15 protein-coding genes are annotated in these 19,339 nt (G+C 65.0%); 2 read left to right on the top strand and 13 right to left on the bottom strand.

Going from position 1 to position 19,339, the window contains the following annotated elements; all coding sequences use genetic code 11:
- Positions 1-96 precede the first annotated feature (96 nt).
- A complete protein-coding gene (locus tag IHE39_RS01650) occupies positions 97-543 on the top strand; it encodes a GNAT family N-acetyltransferase (protein WP_192565300.1) in 447 nt (148 codons plus the stop codon).
- 66 nt (positions 544-609) lie between these two features.
- On the opposite strand, the gene IHE39_RS01645 is transcribed toward IHE39_RS01650, so the two are convergent.
- The 9 genes from IHE39_RS01645 to murA form a co-directional block, all read right to left on the bottom strand.
- Positions 610-1,728 (bottom strand): anhydro-N-acetylmuramic acid kinase, encoded by a 1,119-nt coding sequence (locus IHE39_RS01645; protein WP_192565299.1) that lies wholly within the window; start codon positions 1,726-1,728, stop codon positions 610-612.
- Between the two features lie 2 nt (positions 1,729-1,730).
- Entirely contained in the window at positions 1,731-2,744 is a 1,014-nt protein-coding gene (locus tag IHE39_RS01640; protein ID WP_192565298.1) for a serine hydrolase domain-containing protein, read from the bottom strand.
- Between the two features lie 13 nt (positions 2,745-2,757).
- On the bottom strand, positions 2,758-4,506 hold the full coding sequence (locus IHE39_RS01635) for an ABC transporter ATP-binding protein (protein WP_192566013.1): 1,749 nt from the start codon (positions 4,504-4,506) through the stop codon (positions 2,758-2,760).
- 14 nt (positions 4,507-4,520) lie between these two features.
- The gene (locus IHE39_RS01630) at positions 4,521-5,354 is read right to left on the bottom strand and encodes an ABC transporter permease (RefSeq protein ID WP_192565297.1); all 834 of its coding nucleotides are present in this window, start codon (positions 5,352-5,354) and stop codon (positions 4,521-4,523) included.
- On the bottom strand, positions 5,354-6,313 hold the full coding sequence (locus tag IHE39_RS01625) for an ABC transporter permease (protein WP_067964503.1): 960 nt from the start codon (positions 6,311-6,313) through the stop codon (positions 5,354-5,356). Before IHE39_RS01625 ends, IHE39_RS01630 begins: the two co-directional genes overlap by 1 nt.
- Positions 6,314-6,465: 152 nt before the next feature.
- Entirely contained in the window at positions 6,466-7,980 is a 1,515-nt protein-coding gene (locus IHE39_RS01620) for an ABC transporter substrate-binding protein (protein ID WP_184769381.1), read from the bottom strand.
- 52 nt (positions 7,981-8,032) lie between these two features.
- The gene (gene murQ / locus IHE39_RS01615; RefSeq protein WP_192565296.1) at positions 8,033-8,965 is read right to left on the bottom strand and encodes an N-acetylmuramic acid 6-phosphate etherase; all 933 of its coding nucleotides are present in this window, start codon (positions 8,963-8,965) and stop codon (positions 8,033-8,035) included.
- Between the two features lie 115 nt (positions 8,966-9,080).
- Positions 9,081-9,980 (bottom strand): glucosamine kinase nucleotide-binding domain-containing protein, encoded by a 900-nt coding sequence (locus tag IHE39_RS01610; RefSeq protein WP_184769383.1) that lies wholly within the window; start codon positions 9,978-9,980, stop codon positions 9,081-9,083.
- Complete coding sequence (gene murA, locus IHE39_RS01605) at positions 9,977-11,233, bottom strand: UDP-N-acetylglucosamine 1-carboxyvinyltransferase (protein ID WP_184769384.1); 1,257 nt, start codon at positions 11,231-11,233, stop codon at positions 9,977-9,979. The genes IHE39_RS01610 and murA overlap by 4 nt, the downstream gene beginning before the upstream one ends.
- Before the next feature lie 136 nt (positions 11,234-11,369).
- On the opposite strand from murA, the gene IHE39_RS01600 reads away from it, so the two are divergent.
- Positions 11,370-12,221: a MurR/RpiR family transcriptional regulator gene (locus IHE39_RS01600; RefSeq protein WP_192565295.1), complete on the top strand. Its 852-nt coding sequence runs from the start codon at positions 11,370-11,372 to the stop codon at positions 12,219-12,221.
- A gap of 33 nt (positions 12,222-12,254) precedes the next feature.
- On the opposite strand, the gene IHE39_RS01595 is transcribed toward IHE39_RS01600, so the two are convergent.
- The 4 genes from IHE39_RS01595 to IHE39_RS01580 are packed head-to-tail and all read right to left on the bottom strand — an operon-like array spanning position 12,255 to position 19,028.
- Positions 12,255-14,927, bottom strand: coding sequence for a nitrate reductase (locus tag IHE39_RS01595; RefSeq protein ID WP_192565294.1), 2,673 nt, complete (start codon positions 14,925-14,927; stop codon positions 12,255-12,257).
- A gap of 2 nt (positions 14,928-14,929) precedes the next feature.
- Positions 14,930-15,259, bottom strand: a complete 330-nt coding sequence (gene nirD, locus IHE39_RS01590) for a nitrite reductase small subunit NirD (RefSeq protein ID WP_184769543.1) — start codon at positions 15,257-15,259, stop codon at positions 14,930-14,932.
- Positions 15,260-15,264: 5 nt separating this feature from the next.
- Positions 15,265-17,715, bottom strand: coding sequence for a nitrite reductase large subunit NirB (gene nirB, locus IHE39_RS01585; RefSeq protein ID WP_192565293.1), 2,451 nt, complete (start codon positions 17,713-17,715; stop codon positions 15,265-15,267).
- Positions 17,716-17,735: 20 nt separating this feature from the next.
- Positions 17,736-19,028 (bottom strand): MFS transporter, encoded by a 1,293-nt coding sequence (locus tag IHE39_RS01580; RefSeq protein ID WP_192565292.1) that lies wholly within the window; start codon positions 19,026-19,028, stop codon positions 17,736-17,738.
- Positions 19,029-19,339: the final 311 nt, after the last annotated feature.

The raw sequence follows: 19,339 nt of genomic DNA, 5'->3' as shown, positions 1-19,339 counted from the left end.
CACCCTGGCGCACCGGATTTTTGTCTTTGTCGGTGGCCAATGCGCGCTTCGCCGCAGAAGATTCCTGCTAGAAGGATCCGACACTGGATCCCCGCGATGAATCACACGATCACCATCCTCGACGAGCCGTCCTCCGACGAGCTCGCGATCATTGGCGAGCACCTCACCGCCTTCAACACCGAGGACGTCGGCCCGGCGGAAAAGCAGGCGCTGATCGTTGCCGTGCGCGACGAGAGCGAGCAGCTCCGCGCCGGCATATCCGGCTACACCGCCTGGGGATGGCTCTACATACAGTGGCTTTGGGTGGACGACAGCCTGCGCGGCCAGAACATGGCCTCACGCATGATGCAGGCTGCGGAGGATGAGGCCGCCAAGCGCGGTTGCCACGGCGCTTACATCGACACGTTCAACCCCACGGCGCTGAAGGTCTACCAGCGCCAGGGCTACAAGCCCTTCGGCGAGTTGCCCGATTTCCCCCGGGGCCGGACGCGGACTTTCTTGGCGAAGTCGCTGCACCCCCACAGAGTGACAGGAGCTGACTGACAGGATCTGGCGGCGGCATCCGCTCCGCCGCTCCGACGACGCAGTGATTGCTTGGCGCGCGTGCGGTCAGCCCGCGATGCGGCCGCCAGTCATTGGCTGCGGCACGCCTGTCGTGCTCGGGAAGCTGATCGGCATACCACGCAGGACACGTGCCGCGAGGAACGCGAAGCACTCGGCTTCCACGGCATCGCCGCGCCAGCCAATCGTGTCGGCCGACACCGCGTCGACGCCCGCGCGCTGGCGCAACATTGCCATGAAGGTCGGGTTGTGACGGCCGCCGCCGGAAACAAAGAGTTTTGTCGGACGCTGCGGCAGAAGGTCGAGCGCCTTGCCGACGCAGGACGCGCTGAAGGCGGTCAGCGTTGCTGCGCCATCCTCATTGTTCAACCCATCGGCCATCGCGGCGGTGAAGTCGAAGCGGTCGAGCGACTTGGGATAGGCCGCCGAGAGATAGGGGTGTTGGAGCAGGCGCACGAGCCGCGCCTCATCGACAGTGCCGGCGGCAGCAAGCGCTCCACCCTTGTCCATCTCGCCCAGGCCCCTCGCCTTGACGAAATCGTTGATCGGCGCATTGGCCGGGCCCGTGTCGAAAGCAACAAGATCGGACTTGCCGTCCCACCAGGTGACATTGCCGACGCCGCCGAGATTGAGGATGGCGCTGTCGCCGCTCGTACCGGCCGTGCCGAGAAGTGCTGCGTGATAAGCGGCCGCCAGCGGCGCGCCCTGTCCGCCGGCGCGGATGTCGGCGGTGCGGAAGTCGTAGACGACCTTGGTGCCAAGGATCGACTGCATCAGCGCGCCATCGCCAAGCTGGCGGGTCTCGCCGCGCAGGCCACCCTTCTGCGGGCCACGATGCAGCACGGTCTGGCCATGGAAGCCGACGACGCCGATATCGGCCATTGCCATGCCGGCACTCTCGACGACCTGGCGAACCGCGGCGGATTGCGCGCGGGTCAGCGCCTCTTCGGCGATCGCGAAGATCGCCGGTTCCGGCCCCTCGAAATTCCAGACCCGCGCTTCAGCCTGCGCCTGCTCCAGCATCGGCCGGAGGGAAACTTCGTACGGCACGAGCGCGTAGGGACCGAACGCCTCGATGCGCTCGCCGTCGGTCTTGAGCAGCGCGACGTCGATGTTGCCGTCGAGCACGGTTCCGGTCATCAGCCCGACCGACCAGATGGGTTGCATGTTCAAGCTCCGTTGATGATGTCGCCGACCCGGCGGCGAAGATCTGTTATGCCGCTGTCGAAATGCCGGGTCGGGTGGATGCGGTTGGTGAGCAGCGTCCAGGCGCGGCCGGCGTCGAAATCGATCCACAGGCCCGTGCCGGTAAATCCGGTATGGCCGATCGTGCCTGCGCTGCAGCGGTCGCCACCCGACCAGCTGGCATAGGAATGCTCCCAGCCATGGGTGCGTTTATCAGACAGCGGCGTGCGCATCAGCGCGATCGCATCGCCCGATGCGCCGGTACCGTCGAGCAGCCCCTGGGCGAAATCAAGAATGGAAGCCACCGTGCCGAACAGGCCTGCATGGCCTGCTCCCTGAAGCGCCGAGCAATTGTCGTCATGGACTTCGCCCGACAGCACCCGGTGTCGCCAGGGGCAGTCCTCGGTCGCTGCCGACTGATCAGGTTCGGCTGAAAAAGCAAAACCCGGGCCGGCATCCATGTCGCGGATCCACCTGCCCGACAGCCGCTCCATAGTAAAGCCGAGCAGGATGAAGTTGATGTCCGAATAGACCGGCTCGGCGAGCTTTCGCCATTCGCGCTGCATGATGAAGGTCCGCAGCAGGTCAGGGTCGCGGCCATAGGTGTAGATCGGCTCGACCGCCGGGAATGGTGTCTGGTGGCCAAGGCATTGGCGGAAGGTGACCTGCCTCTCCCAGGCATCGGCGTCGTACTGGCGCAGATCAGGCAGGACAGACGTCAAAGGCGCGTCGAGGTCGATGGTGCCCGCCTCGGCCAGCGCCAGGATACGCGGGGTGGTGAAGATGACCTTGGTCAGCGATGCCAGATCGAACCAGTTGTCTTCGCGCATGGGACGCTCGGACGGAACGCGCTGCGCAAGGCCAAGGACCCGGCTGGTCCTGTTACCGTCCCTGTCGACGATAGCAAGCACGCCGCCTGGGATACGGCCGGCCTCCACGGCCTGCGCGAGCGGGGCGAAGGCGCGTTCGTGAAGCTGGGCTAGATCCCCGGTGGCCATCGTCGTTTCCCTTTCAGACTTCGGCCCGCACCTTGTGGTCCTCGCCGCACTGCAGCCAGTTGGCCACAGGCGGTTCAAACCCGACCGGGCGCACCAGCGACGGTACCTGGCGGGTGTCGAGCTCGAAATGCTGGTTGCGACGGTCGATGGTGGGCACGGCGGCGATCAGCTTCCTGGTATAGGGATGCTGCGGGTCCGACAGCACCGATTTCGCATCGCCGATCTCGACGATTTGTCCGGCATACATCACCGCGACACGGTGCGCGATGCGCTCGACCACTGCCATGTCGTGCGAGATGAACAGATAAGCGAGACCGTATTCGTGCTGCAGATCGACCAACAGCTCGAGCACGCGGGCCTGGACCGAGACGTCGAGCGCCGATACCGCCTCGTCGAGCACCACGACCGACGGATTGAGCATGAGCGCGCGCGCAATGCACAGGCGCTGGCGCTGGCCGCCGGAGAACTGATGCGGATAGCGGGCAAGACTGTCCTCGGGCAGGCCGACGCGCTTGAGCAGCGCTACCATCCTGTCGCGAACCGCTTTGTCGATGGGCGTGCCGGTAGCGATCACCGGTTCGGCCAGGATCTGCTCGACATTGAGACGCGGATTGAGCGAGGCGTAGGGGTTCTGGAACACCATCTGCACCGGCAGCCGGCTCTGGCCGGGTCGCGCGGCCTGGGCTTCCACCGAAAACGCCCCGCGCGTCGGAGAGACGAGGCCGAGTACGGCGCGTGCCGTGGTCGACTTGCCCGAACCGCTTTCGCCGACGATCGCCAGCGTCTCCCCCGGCATCAGGTCGAAGGCGACGCCGTCGACGGCGTGCACCGCGCCGACCGGCTTGCTGAACCAGCCGCCCTTCAGCGGATAACGCACGACGAGGTCGTCGACCTCGAGCGTCGGCCTGGGCAGCGGCGCTATCGTGCGCGCTCCGTCCGTTCTCGCGGCTGTGCCGCTGGAGAAATGCGGCACCGCGTGCAGCAGATGCTGGGTGTAGGGGTGTTGCGGCTTGTCGAGAATCTGGCTGAGTTCGCCCTGCTCGACCACCTTGCCGTCCTGCATCACCAGCACGCGGTCGGCGATGCCGGCGACGAGGCCGATGTCGTGGCTGATGAAGATCATCGACATGCCGGTTTCGCGCTTGAGCTCGGCCAGCAGCGCCATGATCTGCGCCTGCACGGTGACATCGAGTGCCGTCGTCGGCTCGTCGGCAATCAACAGGCGCGGATTGCAGGCCAGCGCCATGGCGATCATCACGCGCTGCAGCATGCCACCCGAGAGCTCGTTCGGCGTTGCCTTGAGCCGCCGCTCGGCATCGGGAATGCGCACCCGCTCGAGCGCATCCCGCGCCGCGACCCGTGCCTGCGCGCCGGTCAGGCCGCGATGCAGGCGGAACGACTCTTCGATCTGGGTGCCGATGGTCAGCACCGGATTGAGCGACGTCATCGGTTCCTGGAAGATCACGCCGATCTCGGCGCCGCGAATGCCTGTCAGCTCCTGCTTGCCGGCGCTGGTGACATCCAGGACGCTGCCATCGGCGCGCAGCAGTTCGATCTTGCCGCTGGTGATGCGGCCGCCAGCATAGTCGATCAGCCGGTTGCTGGACAGCGCGGTCACCGACTTGCCCGAGCCGCTTTCGCCGACGATCGCCAGCACCTCGCCGACGCCGAGGTCGAAGCTCACGCCATGCACGACTTCCTTGGCGCTGGCTGCCGGGCCGAAACTGACATGCAGGTCGCGGACCGAAAGGATCGGCTTCATCTCAGTGGCCATCGTCACGCCCTCCTCGTCTTGGGGTCGAGGATGTCGCGCAGCGCATCGCCGAGAAGGTTGAAGCCGAGGATCGAAAACATGATGGCGACGGCCGGGAAGGCCAGCAGCCATGGCGCCTGCTCCATCAGGTTGCGGGCGTCGCTCAGCATCAAGCCAAGCGACGACGCCGGCGGCTGGGTGCCGAGGCCGAGGAAGCTCAAGCCGGCCTCGGTCAGCAGCGCCCAGGCCAGCGCCAGCGTGACCTGGACGGTCAGCGGCGCCACCAGATTGAGCAGCAGGTGGCGGGTCAGGATGTAGGAACGGCTCGAGCCGAAGGTGCGGGCGGCGTCGACGAAATCGCGCGACTTCAGCGACAGCGCGGGTCCGCGCACCACGCGTGTGAAGATCGGCGTGTAGACGATGCTGATGGCCGCCACGCTGGTCCAGGTGCCGGGGCCGACGATGGTCACGATCAGCAGCGCCAGCAGGATCGCCGGGAATGCCAGCAGCACGTCCATGAAGCGCATCATCACCGTATCCCAGCCCTTGCCGTACCAGGCGGCCGTGAGCCCGAGCACCGTGCCGGCGAGCGTGGCGAGCGCGACGGAGAAGAACGCCACGGTGAAGGACTGGCCGATGCCCTTCATCAGACGGCTCATCACGTCGCGGCCGAACAAGTCGGTGCCCATCCAGTAGGAGGACGTCGGCGCATGCAGGCGGTCGATGCGGTACTGCATCAGCGGGTCGTGCGGGGTAAGGCCCACCGCGCCCAGCAAGGCGACGAGCAGATAGACCAGCACGATGGCGCCGCCGATGCGGCCGCTCGGATGCGAAAAAATGGCCTTCACGACGCGCATCAACGGCCCTCCAGGCGAATACGGGGGTCGAGCGCGGCATAAGCGAGGTCGACGAGCAGATTGACGATCATGAAGTTGAGGGCAATGAACAGCACCGCGCCCTGCACCAGCGCGTAGTCGCGCTGCAGGATGGCTTCCAGCACCATGCGGCCGAGGCCAGGCAAGGCGTAGATCTGTTCGACGATGACGGCGCCGCCGAGCAAGTAGCCGAACTCGATGCCGCTCAGCGTGACCACGGGTACAAGCGCATTGGGCAAGGCGTGACGCCAGACCACGCTGCGCTCGGACGCACCCTTGGAGCGTGCCGTGCGCACATAGTCGTCGCTCAAAACGTCGAGCATGGCCGAGCGGGTGACGCGGGTGACCGAAGAGGCGAAGGCACAGCCGAGCGTGATAGCCGGCAGGATCATCTGGCCGAGATTCTGCAACGGATCCTGCCAGAACGGGGTGAACGCCCCCATGGTGGGCAGCACGCCGAAGCCGGCCGACAAGATGTAGATGATGACGAGGCCGACGACGAAGCTCGGCGTCGACTGGCCGATCATGGCGGCGATGCGAACGCCGAGATCGGCGGGACGCTCGTTGCGGGTGGCGGCGAAGATGCCGGCCGGAACGCCGATCGACAGCGCGATCAGCATGGCCAGAAGTGCCAGTTCAAGCGTCAGCGGAAAGCGTTCGAGGATGACTGACAGCACCGGCTTGCCGTAGGTCACCGATATGCCGAGGTCGCCGCTGAACAGGCCGGTGAACCAGCGCCAGTACTGGACCGGCCAGGGTTGGTCGATGCCGAAATAGATGGCCAGCGAATCCCGCTGCTGCGGCGTCAGAAGTCCGGCCTCGGTTCCCAGCATAGCGGTGATGGAATCGCCCGGCACCAGCCGAATGGCGATGAAGACGATGATCGAGACGCCGATCAGCACCAGGGGAAAGGCCCGCAGGCGACGTATCACGTAACTCATGGCGTAAGGACCATCTGGAGTTGGGGAGCCGTTGCGGTTCCCGGGCTGGACCGGCAAAGGCCGGTCGCGGATTCAAGGGCGGTCGCCATCGGCTCAACGGCGACCGCCTTCGGGCGGCGACAGGGAGATGCCCGCCGCCCAAAACGCAGTTGCTACTGGATGGTGACCTTGCCGAGACTGACCAGCGAGCCGGTCGGCATCGGCACGAAACCCTGCACGTTCTTTTGCTGGGCGGTGTAGCCATAGCCGGTGTAGAGCCAGATCCACGGCGCTTTTTCGGCGAGTTGCTTGTCGAACTCAGCGAAGATTACCTTGCGCTTTTCCGGATCGGTCTCGGCGCGGCCGTCCTGAAGCAGCTTGTCGAGCGTATCGTCGGCGAAGTTGGAAACCTTCTGCAGGTTGCCGTTCTTGGTCCAGTAGCGGTTGTACATGGTGTAGGGGTCGGGACGGCCGCCATTCAGCGCCACCGCCATGTCGAAGTCGCCCTTCAGCCAGGTGTCGACATAGACGTTGAGCTCCATCATCTTGATGTCGAGCTTGACGCCGATCTCGGCCAGTTGCGACTGCAGCACCTGGGCTTCGGCGGCAGCCGTCGGCGGCTCGCCGGTGGCAGCGATCACGGTGGCGCTGAAGCCATCGGCAAAACCGGCATCGGCCATAAGCTTCTTGGCCTTCTCGACATCCTGCTTGTAGCAGAACAGCGAATTCGGATCGGAAGCGAAGAACGGTGCGGTAATCGGCCCGGTCACCTGGCCTTCGCCGAGGGATGCCGTGTCGAGTACCGCCTTGCGGTCGACGGCGCAGGAGATGGCCTGACGCACGGCAAGCTCGTTCATCGGCTTGCGCGCCGGGTTGAGCTGAAGCACGTGATAGGCGAGCAGAGGCGCGCGGTTGAGCTGGAGCTTGGGCTCGTTGGGCACCAGTGTCGCGATCAGCGGATCGTTGAGCAGCGCGAAATCGATCTGCCCGGTGCGCATGGCAGCCAGGATCGCGGTTTCGTCAGGCAGCACGCTGATCTCGATGCCGTCAACACCAGTCGCGCCACCGGCCCAGTCCTTGTTGGCGACGAGCGCGGCCTTGGAGTTGGGGTCCCACTTCTCGAGCTTGAACGGACCTGAGCCGACCGCCTGGGTGCCGATTGTGCCGGCGGCGATCTCGCTTGCCGGGACGATCGACGAATTGGTGTCGGTCATGGCGGTCAGGATCGGCGCGTCGGGCTGCTTCAGCTTGAACACGACGGTACCGGCATCGGGCGCCTCGATACTCTCGATGGAGAGATAGTTAGCGCGGTTGGCGGCACCGGTCTTCTCGTCGAGGATGCGCTCGAACGATGCCTTGACGTCGGCGGAAGTCACGGCGGCACCGTTCTGGAACTTGGCCTTGGGGTCGAGCTTGAAGGTCAGTTGCTTGCCGTCGGTGGAGAACTCCCACGCGGTGGCGACGCCCGGAATGATCTTGAGGTCGGCGTCGAGGCGCACGAGCGGCTCATAGATCAGCTCGAGCAGGCGCAGCGACGAGAACGCCGTCTGCTTGTGCGGATCGAGCCCGGTGGCGTCCTGCGCCCAGGCCATGCGTAGCGTCGCCGCGTCGGCATGGCCGGCAACCGCCGACAGGCCGATCATCACAGCCGTCGTTGCCCCAAGGAAATATTTGAACTTGCTGGTCATTTTCATCCTCCCGTTATCTCATCTCCCTGAGCGGCATCGTGGCCGCCCAGCATCACATCGACGCGGGCCTCGCGTCCTGGATCGCTTTTCGCAAGAAGCCTTTCGACCCTTCCAGTGCAAACTGAGCATCTGCGAGGTTCATCCCCGTCAAAACGATGAGGATTGCCAGCTTCACGTCGTTATCGGTCTGGGCAAGCGCTGCCTGCGCTTCCTCCAGCGTGCATTCGGCGGCCTGCATGACGATGCGCGCAGCCCTTGCCACGAGCTTCTTGTTCGACGCCTTCAGGTCGACCATCAGGTTCTCGTAGCTCTTGCCGATGCCGATCATGCTGGCTGTGGTCAGCATATTGAGGACCAGCTTTTCGGCCGTGCCTGACTTCATGCGGGTCGAACCGGTCAGCGCTTCGGGACCGACAACGGGCGAAATCGCAATGTCGGCAATGGCGGCGATCGACGACTGGGGATTGCACGACAGTGCCACCGCGGTCGCACCGATCTTCCTGGCGTAGTTGAGGCCACCAATGACGTAGGGCGTGCGCCCGCTCGCGGCGATGCCGACGACGACGTCCTTGGCCGTCAGGTCGATTTCGGCCAGTGCCTCGGCACCCTTGGACTGGCTGTCCTCCGCGCCTTCCGTTGCCTTCAGCAGCGCGCTGTAGCCGCCAGCGATGAGGCCGACGACCATTGTCGGCGGCACGCGGAATGTCGGGGGGCATTCGGAAGCGTCAAGCACGCCAATCCGGCCGCTGGTGCCCGCCCCCATGTAGATCAGGCGCCCGCCTTGCCGAAAGGCAACGGTGATGCGATCGACGGTGGCGGCAATCTCGGGGATCACCTTCTCGACCGCGTGCGCGACAAGCTTGTCTTCGTCGTTGATCTTCCTGAGGACGTCGATCGTCGGCAACAGGTCGATATCCATGGTCCGCGGGTTCCGCTCTTCGGACACCAATCGCCCCAGCTCCGAAATCAAGGCTTGTTCTGACACTTGTCGCCACCTGCCCGGTTCTCAAAACGCAAGAGCCTCGTGGAGCCGGTTCTCCTGAGCCTTCATTAACTTTCTAGAATGCAATATTCCTACTGTCAACAAGATTTGGAATGGATTATTCCTTTGAGATATTCGACAGGTCGAGCCGCCTGGCGAGGATGATCGCGCCGGAAACGGCGTCACCATCAGCCGGCTTGAGGCGGCGGCGAACGTCGGGCGCAAGCCAGGGCTCCAGCGGGCTTGCCAGGCCACCGAGCAGGGTCACGCGCGGCGCGCCCTTGTCGAACAAAGTACGCACAATGGTGTCGATCTGCTCGGCCGCCGATTGCACGATGCGGCGTCCAGCGGCGTCGCCCTGGTCGGCATGGCGCATGACGGTCGGTGCCAGCGCGGCGTAGTCGGTGGCGGTTGCCCGGTCCATCCAGGCCACCGCTTCCATCGGTTCGTTGTGGAAACGCTGCATGACCTCGCTGAGCAGAGCGGAGCGATCATGGCGGCCATCGTTGGCGCGCAGCGCAAGCTGCACCGCCTTCAGGCCGAGATCGGCGCCACTGCCTTCATCCGAAATGGGAAAGCCGTAGCCGCCGACCCTGAGGTCCCGCCCCTCGACGAAGCCCAGTCCGATCGAGCCGGTGCCGGCAATGACGATGGCGCCGTCCTTGCCCGAATGAGCACCTAGGCAGGCGCCCATGCCGTCGCTGGTGAAGCCGATGGCGGCGAAGGGGTGCGCGATTGCCTGGAGTGCCTCCAGCGCGCCCTTGCGGCCGATCCCGGCAAGACCGATGCCAGCGAAGGTGCGTGCCAGTTCGGTAGCGCCAAAGCCAGCCTCTTCGACGGCCGCGCCATAGGCGCGGGCAATCGACGCCCAGGCAACGTCGATGCCCAGCCTCGTGGTCGCGGGACCGGAAAGGCCCTGGCCGAGCACATCGCCGGCTTCATCGACGATGCGGGCACGGCAGCCCGTGCCGCCGCCATCGACGCCGAGATAGAATTGGGAGACCGTGGCGGAGCTCATCCGGGTAGCCGCTCGATGGTCGCCCCGCACATTCGGAGCTTGCGGTCGAGGCTCTCGTAACCCCGATCGAGATGGTAGACGCGATTGACGATGCTCTCACCCTCGGCGACCAGTGCTGCAAGCACCAGCGACACCGAGGCGCGCAGGTCGGTGGCCATGACCTGCGCCCCACGCAGCGGCGTGCCGCCGCGCACCAGTGCGGACGTGCCTTGAAGCGTGATGTTGGCGCCGAGGCGAACGAGCTCCGGTACATGCATGAAGCGGTTCTCGAACACCGTCTCGCGCAGCAGCGACGCGCCCGGCGCACAGCACATCAATGCCATGAATTGCGCCTGCAGATCGGTCGGAAATCCGGGATAGGGTTCCGTCGTAATGTCGACCGGCGTCAACGGGCCGTCGCGCGAGACGATAAGCCCCCGGTCTCCCGGCCAGACGCTGACTCCCGCCGCTTCCAGTACCTGAACGACGGACGCCATGTGCTCGAGCCGCGCGTTGGTCAGTTCGAGCTGGCCGCCTGATATCGCTGCCGCAATCGCATAGGTTCCGGCCTCGATGCGGTCGGGAATCGTATGGTGCGCGGCCGCGCGCCAAAAGGTATCGCCCTGGACGAGAATGCGGTGCGTCCCCGCCCCTTCGATATTTGCGCCCATGGCACTAAGGCAGGCGGCGAGGTCCATCACCTCGGGCTCGCGGGCGGCGTTGACGATCTCGGTCTCGCCCTTTGCCGCGGTGGCCGCCATCATCGCAGTTTCGGTCGCACCGACGGAAGGCGAGCCGAGCACGATGCGCGTTCCCGTCAGACCGCCAGGCGCGGAAGCAACGATCGAGCCGCCCTGGATGCCGATGTCGGCGCCCAACTGTCCGAGTGCCTTGATGTGCATATCGACAGGCCGCGCGCCGATGGCGCAGCCGCCGGGCAGAGATACCTGCGCCTTGCCGAAGCGGGCGAGCAGTGGCCCCAGCACCAGCACAGTTGCGCGCATCTTGCGTACCGTGTCGTAGCTGGTTTCCCGCGAAGAGGCTTTACTTGCGTCGACACGCACGGATCGGCCCTGGCGGCTGATCTCCGCTCCATGCTGGGCAATGACACCGAGCATGTTCTCGACGTCGCTGACCGCAGGCAAGTTGGTCAGTTCAAGAGGTTCAGGGCTCAGCAGCGATGCAGCAATTTGCGGCAGGGCGGCATTCTTGGCGCCTGATATGGCGACCGCACCCTGGAGCCTCTGCCCGCCGACAATGCGCAATTTGTCCATGTTCAAGAACCCGTTCAGCAGCCGGTCGAAACGGCCGAACTGACAAGAGAGTTGATCGGATTATTCTTCCCTGTCAACCTGGATTGGAATATTCTATTCCCTGATTTCAGCATGATGAAGGGCCCCGAGGAGCTTCATGTCGGTTCTCACGAAAATCATTGCGACGCTCGACACCATGGCTCCGGCAGATCGACAGATCGGCCAGTTCATCGTCGACAATCCGGATGAAATGCTGCGCCTGTCGTCGGTGGCGCTTGGCGAACAGACCGGCCGCAGCCAGTCCAGCGTGGTCAAGTTCGCGCAGAAGCTCGGCTATCCGAGCTACCAGCAGCTGAAGCTCGCGGTCAGCGAGGCCAAAGCCCAACAATGGCAGGCGCCGCCCGGCATGGTCCACGGCAGCATCGACCGTGCCGACGGCTATGTCGCCGTGCAGCAGAAGCTGGTGGCCGGCAAGCTTGCGGCCATGCAGCAGACGATGTCGGTCAACAGCGAGCAGACCATGGAGCGGGTTCTCGACCTGCTCGACCGGGCCGAGCGCATCCACCTCGCCGGCGTCAGCGCTTCATCGCTCGTCGCCCGTGACTTCGCCATCAAGCTGATGAAGCTCGGCCGCAACGTGCTGCATGACAGCGACAGCCATGTTCAGTTGGCCAGCGCCGCGTCGCTGGGGACGCGGGACGTGATGCTCGCATTCTCGCATTCGGGCACGAGCATAGAGACCGTCCGCATCGCCGAACTCGCCAAGCAGCGTGGCGCAACAGTCGTTGTCATCTCCTCGCTCAGGGACAATCCCTTGAGCGCCATTTCGGATATCGTGCTTCATTCCGTCAGCGACGAAGACAACGTCCGCTCGTCGTCGATCACCGCCCGCGACGCGCAACTTGCGCTCACCGATCTGTTGTTCATCCTGCTCGTCCAGCGCGAGGACGACGCCAACGACCACATCCACCGCAGCGAAGCAGCGGTGGCGGCGCTCAAGGTACGGTAACAGGGATCGGCACGTCCATTTCTGCGGCCGGGCTCACTCCGCCGCCACAAGGCGTGACGCCTCGAGCATCGCCCTGATCTCCGAGCGGCAGGAGCCGCAGTTGGTGCCGGCCTTCAACACCACGCCTATCTCGTCGAGGCTGGCGTTGCCGGCCGAGATCGCCGCAGCAAGCTGATTCACCCCGACACTGAAGCACGAACAGACGATGCGGCCGACCGAAGGCACCGGCGTCGGCGCACGCCCCGACAGCAGCGCGCGGCGGTCGAGCGGCGACAGCGGCTCACCCGTGGCGAGCAGCGACAGCAGCCAGTCGCGCTCGGGCAGCAGGCCGCGCGGCGCAACCAATAGCGCCTCGGCGAGCTTGCCCTCGCTGTCGGTAGCCGCGGCACGGAAGGTCGAGGTCCGGCGGTCGGTGTATTCGAGCAACTGGTCGGCGGGCACCACGTCGACCAGGCGGCGGGCGAGCAGGAAGCCCTGTTCGGGCGGCTCGGTGCCGGACAGTTCGTAGACCCATCCGCCGGCAACGGCGGCGCGGCTCCAATGGACGAAGCCAGTCGGCCTGATGTCGCGGCGCGTCATCAACACACCGGCCCATAAGACAGGCTCGCGCGAGATCCGCACAGGGACATGCTTGAGTTCCGGCTGTCCGGAGAAGGGATCGGTGATCGGCGCCGACAGAGACCCGGCTGCCGAATTGGCGGCAAAGCGCCCGCTCCAATGCATCGGCAGGAAGGCCTCGCCGCGCCGCTGGCCGGGGCTGGCGGCAGCCTTGGCGCGAGCGCCGCCATAGCGGCTTTCGATGCGGACCAGGTCGCCGTCGGCGATCCCGAGTGCGGCTGCATCGACGGGGTTCAGCTCGACCGCCGGCTCGGGCGCGTTGGCCATCAGCCTTGGCACACGTCCCGTACGGGTCATGGTGTGCCACTGGTCACGCAACCGTCCCGTGTTGAGCACAAGCGGATAGGCCGCATCGACCGGTAGTGCAGCGCCTTCCTGGCGGACCGGCAAGAAGCGGGCGCGGCCGTCGGCAGTGGGAAACCTGCCGTCACCCAGCAACCGCTGAGTACGGCCCGTAGCGCCTGCGGGAAACGGCCAGTGCAGTGGCGCAAGGGCATCGTATTCGGCGTCGGTAAGGTCGGTGAGGCCGCCGATGTCGAACAGGCGCGCGCCCTCGTTTTCGAAAGCCGAAAGCGCGGCATGCTCGCGAAAGATCGCGGCCGGTTCAGCGTAGTCGAAGGCCTCGGCGAAACCCATGCGCCGGGCGGCCTCTGATACGATCCACCAGTCGGGACGGACCTCCCCCGGCAATGGCAGGAACGATTTCTGGCGCGATATCAGGCGCTCGGAATTGGTGACGGTGCCGTCCTTTTCGCCCCAGGCCGCGGCAGGCAGCAGCACGTCGGCGAAATGGCTGGTGTCGGTACGGGTGACATCCGACACCACCACGAAGTCGCACGCCTTCAAGGCCGCGCGCACCTTGCCGGCATCCGGCATGCTGACGGCGGGGTTGGTGCCCATGACCCAGAGCGCCTTGATGCGCCCGTCGCTTGCCGCCTCGAACATGTCGACGGCCTTGAGGCCCGGCCTACGGGCGATATCAGGCGCATGCCAGAAGCGGCCAACCCGGTCCGGGGCCGACGGATCGTCGAAACCCATATGCGCGGCAAGCTGGTTGGCAAGGCCGCCGACCTCCCTGCCACCCATGGCGTTGGGCTGACCGGTGACCGAAAACGGCCCCATGCCCGGCCTGCCGATGCGTCCCGTCGCAAGATGGCAGTTGATGATGGCGTTGACCTTGTCGGTGCCGTGGGCCGACTGGTTGACGCCCTGGCTGTAGACGGTGACGGTTCGTTCCGTCGCCGCGAACCAGTCGTAGAAGGCGGCAATGTCGGCAGCGTCGAGATCGCAGGTTTCAGCGACCCGCTTCAGAGAGGGTGCATCAGCTGCAGCAAGGCTGAGCGCCGCGTCGAAGCCGGTCGTATGCGCGGCGACATAGGCTGAATCAACGGCGCCGCAGCGCGCGAGATGCGCCACAAGGCCATTGAACAGCATCACGTCCGTTCCCGGCTTGAGCTGCAGGTGCAGGTCGCATTCCGCTGCCGTTGCGGTGCGGCGCGGATCGACGACCACGATCTTCGTTCCGCGTTCGGCCCGGGTGGCGAGCAGGCGCTGGTAGAGGATCGGGTGGCACCAGGCGGTGTTGGAACCAACCAGCACGACGAGGTCGGCCTGTTCGAAATCCTCGTAGACACCAGGCACGATGTCTTCGCCGAAGGCGCGCTTGTGGCCGGCGACACTGGAGGCCATGCACAGCCGCGAATTGGTGTCGATGTTGGCCGAGCCGATGAAACCCTTCATCAGCTTGTTGGCGACGTAATAGTCCTCAGTCAGCAGTTGCCCCGAGACGTAGAAGGCGACCGAATCCGGCCCGTGTCGGGCTATCGTCTCGGAGAACCGCCTGGCCACCAGATCGAGCGCTGCGTCCCAGCCGGCGCGGCGCCCGGCGATCTCGGGATGGAGCACGCGTCCGTCAAGGCCGAGCGTTTCGCCGAGCGCCGACCCCTTGGAGCACAGCTTGCCCGAATTGGCGGGATGGCCGGGGTCGCCGCGCACGGACACAGTGCCGTCCGCAGCGACCCGCGCCTGCACGCCGCAACCCACCCCGCAATAGGGACAGGCGGTCCTCACCTCGCGTGCATCCGTCATGATCAGGCAGCCTTCGAAGCCAGGACGTCGAGGGCGATGAACAGCCGCCCTTCCTCGACCTTGAGCGGGATGGTTCTGACCGAACCTTCGTCAGCACCCTGCGCCCTGCCCGTTTCCAGCGAAAACACCCAATTGTGCAGTGGGCATGTCACCGCAGCACCATGCACGATGCCCTGGCTCAGCGGCCCGCCCTTGTGCGGGCAGTGATCCTCGATGGCGAAAACCTGGTCTTCGGCGGTACGGAACACGCCAATCTTGCCCTGGGGCGTGGTCACGCAGCGCGCGCCGCGCACGGGTATGTCGTCCAACGTTCCGATCGCGATCCAGTCCATCTCGCTCATTCCGCAGCCTCCGCGAAACCGACCGAAGCCATCGGCCGGAACTCGTGCTTGTCCTTGCCGGAGACGCGCTCCGACCATGGGTCGACCTGGGCAAACTTCTGGCTGAAGACGAAGCGGTCGTAGTAAGCCGTCCGCTTGTCGGCATCGTCGAGAATCTGGCGCTTGATCTCGGCCACCCCGACACGCTTGGCCCATTTGTAGATACGTTCGAGATAGCGGCCCTGTTCCCGATACATCTGCGTCAGCGCGATGATGACCTCGAGCGCCTCGTCTTCTGATTTGACCAGGCCGAGCACCTCGGTACCCTTGATGTCGAGGCCGGCTGCACCGGCGAAGTGGATCTCGAAGCCACTGTCGACGCAGATCACGCCAACGTCCTTGCAGGTCGCCTCGGCGCAATTGCGCGGGCAGCCCGACACCGCCATCTTGAGCTTGGCCGGCGTCCACGAGCCCCACATGAACTTTTCGATGCGGATGCCAAGCCCGGTCGAATCCTGCGTGCCAAAGCGGCACCAGTCCGAGCCGACGCAGGTCTTCACCGTGCGCAGGCCCTTGGCATAGGCATGGCCCGAAACGAATCCGGCCTTGCCGAGATCGGACCAGACCGCAGGAAGGTCCTCCTTCCTGATGCCAAGCATGTCGATGCGCTGGCCACCGGTGACCTTCACCAGTGGGATTTCGAACTTGTCGACGACGTCGGCGATGGCGCGCAGTTCGTTGGCATTGGTCACCCCGCCCCACATGCGCGGCACCACCGAATAGGTGCCGTCCTTCTGGATGTTGGCGTGGACACGCTCGTTGATAAAGCGCGACTGGTAGTCGTCGGCATATTCGTCGGGCCAGTCGCAGACGAGGTAGTAGTTGAGCGCGGGCCGGCATTTGGCGCAGCCGCAGGAGGTCTTCCACTGCAGCTCCTGCATGACTTCGGGGATGGTCTTCAGCCCCTTGGCCTTGATCAGCCGGCGCACGTCGTCGTGGCCAAAGTCGGTGCATTTGCACATCGGCTGCACGGCGGTGGGGTTGTAGCTGTCGCCGAGGGTCAGCGACATCAGCTGCTCCACAAGCCCGGTGCACGAGCCGCAGGAGGCGGAGGCTTTGGTATGAGCGCGCACGTCGTCGAGCGACGTCAATCCCTTGGAGGTGATGGTGCCGGTGATCTTGCCCTTGCAGACGCCGTTGCAGCCGCAGATTTCCGCATCATCCGCCAGTGCTGCAACGGCCGCCATAGGGTCCAGCGGCGATCCTCCCTGATAGGCCTGACCGAAGATCAGCGTGTCGCGCATCTCCGAGATGTCGGTCTGCTTCTTTTTGAGATCGTTGAACCAGGCGCCGTCGCCAGTCTCGCCATAAAGCACGGTACCGATGAGGCGGTTGTCCTTGAGAACCAGGCGCTTGTAGATGCCGGCCGCGGCGTCGCGCAGCACGATCTCCTCGCGGTCGTCACCGTCGGCGAAATCACCGAGCGAATAGAGATCGATGCCAGTGACCTTGAGCTTTGTCGGCGTGTCGGAGTGGACGAATCTGGCTCCCTCCTCGCCGGCGAGATGGCTGGCGGCAACACGGGCCATTTCGTAGAGCGGCGCGACAAGCCCGTAGACCTGGCCGCCGACTTCGGCGCATTCGCCGAGCGCCATGACGTCTGGATCGGAGGTGCTCATGCCGTGGTCGACGACGATGCCGCGATTGGTCTCGATACCGGCATCCCTGGCGATCGCCGCATTCGGCCGGATACCGACCGCCATGACGACCAGGTTTGCCGCAATGATGGTGCCGTCGGCGAGTTCGACGCCCTCGACCTTGCCATTACCGACGATGGCCTTGGTGTTGGCCTTAGTGATGACCTTGATGCCGCGCGCCTCGACAGCCTTCTGCAAGAGGTAGCCGGCGGCCGGGTCGAGTTGGCGCTCCATCAGCGTCGACATGACGTGCAGCACGGTGACGTCCATGCCGCGCGACTGCAGGCCGGCGGCAGCTTCGAGGCCGAGCAGACCGCCGCCGATGACGACCGCCTTGGCGCGCGACTGCGCCGCGAGCAGCATGGAGTTGACGTCGTCGAGGTCGCGGTAGCTCAGCACGCCGGCCATGTCGTTGCCGGGCACCGGAATGATGAACGGTACCGAGCCGGTGGCTATGACCAGCTTGTCGTAAGGCTCGGTCACGCCATGATCTGACGTGACGGTCTTGGCCGCGCGATCGATGGCGACGATCCTGTGGCCCTTGTACAGCATGATGCCGTGCTTGATGTACCAGCCGTCGCCATGGATGATGATTTCTTCATAACCCTTCTCGCCCGACAGGACCGGCGACAGCATGATGCGGTCGTAGTTCACGCGCGGCTCGGCGTTGAAGATGGTGACCTGGTAGCGGTCGGGTGCCGCCTCCAGCAGGTGCTCCAGCATGCGCCCGGGGGCCATGCCGTTGCCGATGATGACAAGTCTCTCGGTCATGACATTGGTCCTTGTCCGTTTCACTGGGTGGCGAAAGTCAGCGGTTCGTCGGCGCCTTCGCGCGAGATCTTTCTGATCGACAGATGCATCCAGACCAGCGAGGCGACGACGAGGGCAAACAGCAGCATGAAGCAGCTCGACCACAGGCCGGTGAGGTCGTTGAGCGCGCCGAAAGCGATGGGCAGGATGAAGCCGCCGAGCCCGCCGATCATGCCGACCAGGCCGCCGACGGCGCCGACATTTTCGGGATAGTAGGCCGGGATGTGCTTGTAGACGGCTGCCTTGCCCAGGCTCATGAAGAAGCCAAGCACGAAGGCGACGACCATGAAGGCGACCGGCCCGACTTCGAAGTGGAACGACATCGGCCCGCTGATGCCGTGGACGACATAGTCGGCAGTCGGCAGCGACAGAACCAGCGTGGCGATCGCCGACACGCCGAAGGTCCAGTACATCACCGTGCGGGCGCCAACCCGGTCGGACAGCACGCCGCCATAGGCGCGGAAGATGCTGGCCGGGATCGAATAGGCGGCACCGATCATGCCGGCGGTGGCGATGTCGAAGCCGTAGACGCCGATGAGATAGCGCGGCAGCCACAGCGCCAGCGCGACGAAGGCGCCGAAAGAGAAGAAGTAATAGAGGCCGAAGCGCCAGACCTGGACATTCCTGAGCGGTGCAAACTCGGCCCAGAAGCTCTTCGGCTGCCCGCCGTGGATGCGGCGCTGGCGGATGACAGGATCATCTTCGCTGCCGAACCAGAAGACGAAGGCCATGAAGCCGAGGCAGGCGGCCCAGATCAGCGCCACCTCCTGCCAGCCTCCGGCAAGCATGACGAAGGGTGCCAGGAACTTGGTCACCGCGGCACCGACATTGCCGACGCCGAAGATGCCAAGGGCTGTGCCCTGTTTGCCCGCCGGGAAGAAGCGCGAGACATAAGCGACGCCAACGGCGAAGGAGCCGCCGGCTAGACCGACGCCAAGGGCGGCGATCAGCATCTGTGTGTAGGTCTGGGCGAAGGCGAGCAGGAAGGTGGCGATGGCCGCAGCCAGCATGGTTGCAGTGTAGACAAGGCGTCCGCCGAAACGGTCGGTCCAGACGCCGAGCACGATGCGCACCAGCGAACCTGTCAGGATCGGGGTGCCGATCAGCAGCCCGAACTGGGTTTCGGAGAGGCCGAGCTCCTGCTTGATACGCACGCCGATGATCGAAAAGATCGTCCACACGGCGAAGCAGACGGTGAATGCGAGGGTGGAGATGGCAAGCGCCCGCGCCGGAGCATTGTCCTGGCTGGGCGCGGCTGGGATGGTTGCGGTCATTGTCGGCTCCGTTGGGCGGCGTGGGAGGCGCCGCGCTGATCTGGATCGCGAAAACAAAAAAAGCTGCCGACCAGGGTCGCGCGTCCGTACATCCGGGATCGCGGTCATCTGGTCGGCAGCTTTGCCTGGGACGCCCGTCATTGGACGCCGATATGTCTGGCCTCTCGGCCTCGCCTATTGCAATGCACAAACCGTGCCAGTTTGGAAGGTTGCGGCGTTTCCATTCATTTTCAGATGCTTATGTTTGCTGGGCGGTTTTCGGCCGCGATGTGCCAGCGATCAATGGATAATCATTCGGCAGCAGCGCCTGC

This window comes from Aminobacter carboxidus, assembly GCF_014863355.1.
GTDB classification, from domain to species: Bacteria; Pseudomonadota; Alphaproteobacteria; order Rhizobiales; family Rhizobiaceae; genus Aminobacter; species Aminobacter carboxidus.
The sequence above is the reverse complement of the archived record's forward strand: the minus strand, read 5'-3'. Positions and strand labels throughout refer to the sequence as shown.

Coding starts and splice junctions, on each gene's coding strand:
- IHE39_RS01650 (WP_192565300.1), top strand. CDS start 97: ATGAATCACACGATCACCATCCTCGACGAGCCGTCCTCCGACGAGCTC.
- IHE39_RS01645 (WP_192565299.1), bottom strand. CDS start 1,728: ATGCAACCCATCTGGTCGGTCGGGCTGATGACCGGAACCGTGCTCGAC.
- IHE39_RS01640 (WP_192565298.1), bottom strand. CDS start 2,744: ATGGCCACCGGGGATCTAGCCCAGCTTCACGAACGCGCCTTCGCCCCG.
- IHE39_RS01635 (WP_192566013.1), bottom strand. CDS start 4,506: ATGAAGCCGATCCTTTCGGTCCGCGACCTGCATGTCAGTTTCGGCCCG.
- IHE39_RS01630 (WP_192565297.1), bottom strand. CDS start 5,354: ATGCGCGTCGTGAAGGCCATTTTTTCGCATCCGAGCGGCCGCATCGGC.
- IHE39_RS01625 (WP_067964503.1), bottom strand. CDS start 6,313: ATGAGTTACGTGATACGTCGCCTGCGGGCCTTTCCCCTGGTGCTGATC.
- IHE39_RS01620 (WP_184769381.1), bottom strand. CDS start 7,980: ATGACCAGCAAGTTCAAATATTTCCTTGGGGCAACGACGGCTGTGATG.
- IHE39_RS01610 (WP_184769383.1), bottom strand. CDS start 9,980: ATGAGCTCCGCCACGGTCTCCCAATTCTATCTCGGCGTCGATGGCGGC.
- murA (WP_184769384.1), bottom strand. CDS start 11,233: ATGGACAAATTGCGCATTGTCGGCGGGCAGAGGCTCCAGGGTGCGGTC.
- IHE39_RS01600 (WP_192565295.1), top strand. CDS start 11,370: ATGTCGGTTCTCACGAAAATCATTGCGACGCTCGACACCATGGCTCCG.
- IHE39_RS01595 (WP_192565294.1), bottom strand. CDS start 14,927: ATGACGGATGCACGCGAGGTGAGGACCGCCTGTCCCTATTGCGGGGTG.
- nirD (WP_184769543.1), bottom strand. CDS start 15,259: ATGGACTGGATCGCGATCGGAACGTTGGACGACATACCCGTGCGCGGC.
- nirB (WP_192565293.1), bottom strand. CDS start 17,715: ATGACCGAGAGACTTGTCATCATCGGCAACGGCATGGCCCCCGGGCGC.
- IHE39_RS01580 (WP_192565292.1), bottom strand. CDS start 19,028: ATGACCGCAACCATCCCAGCCGCGCCCAGCCAGGACAATGCTCCGGCG.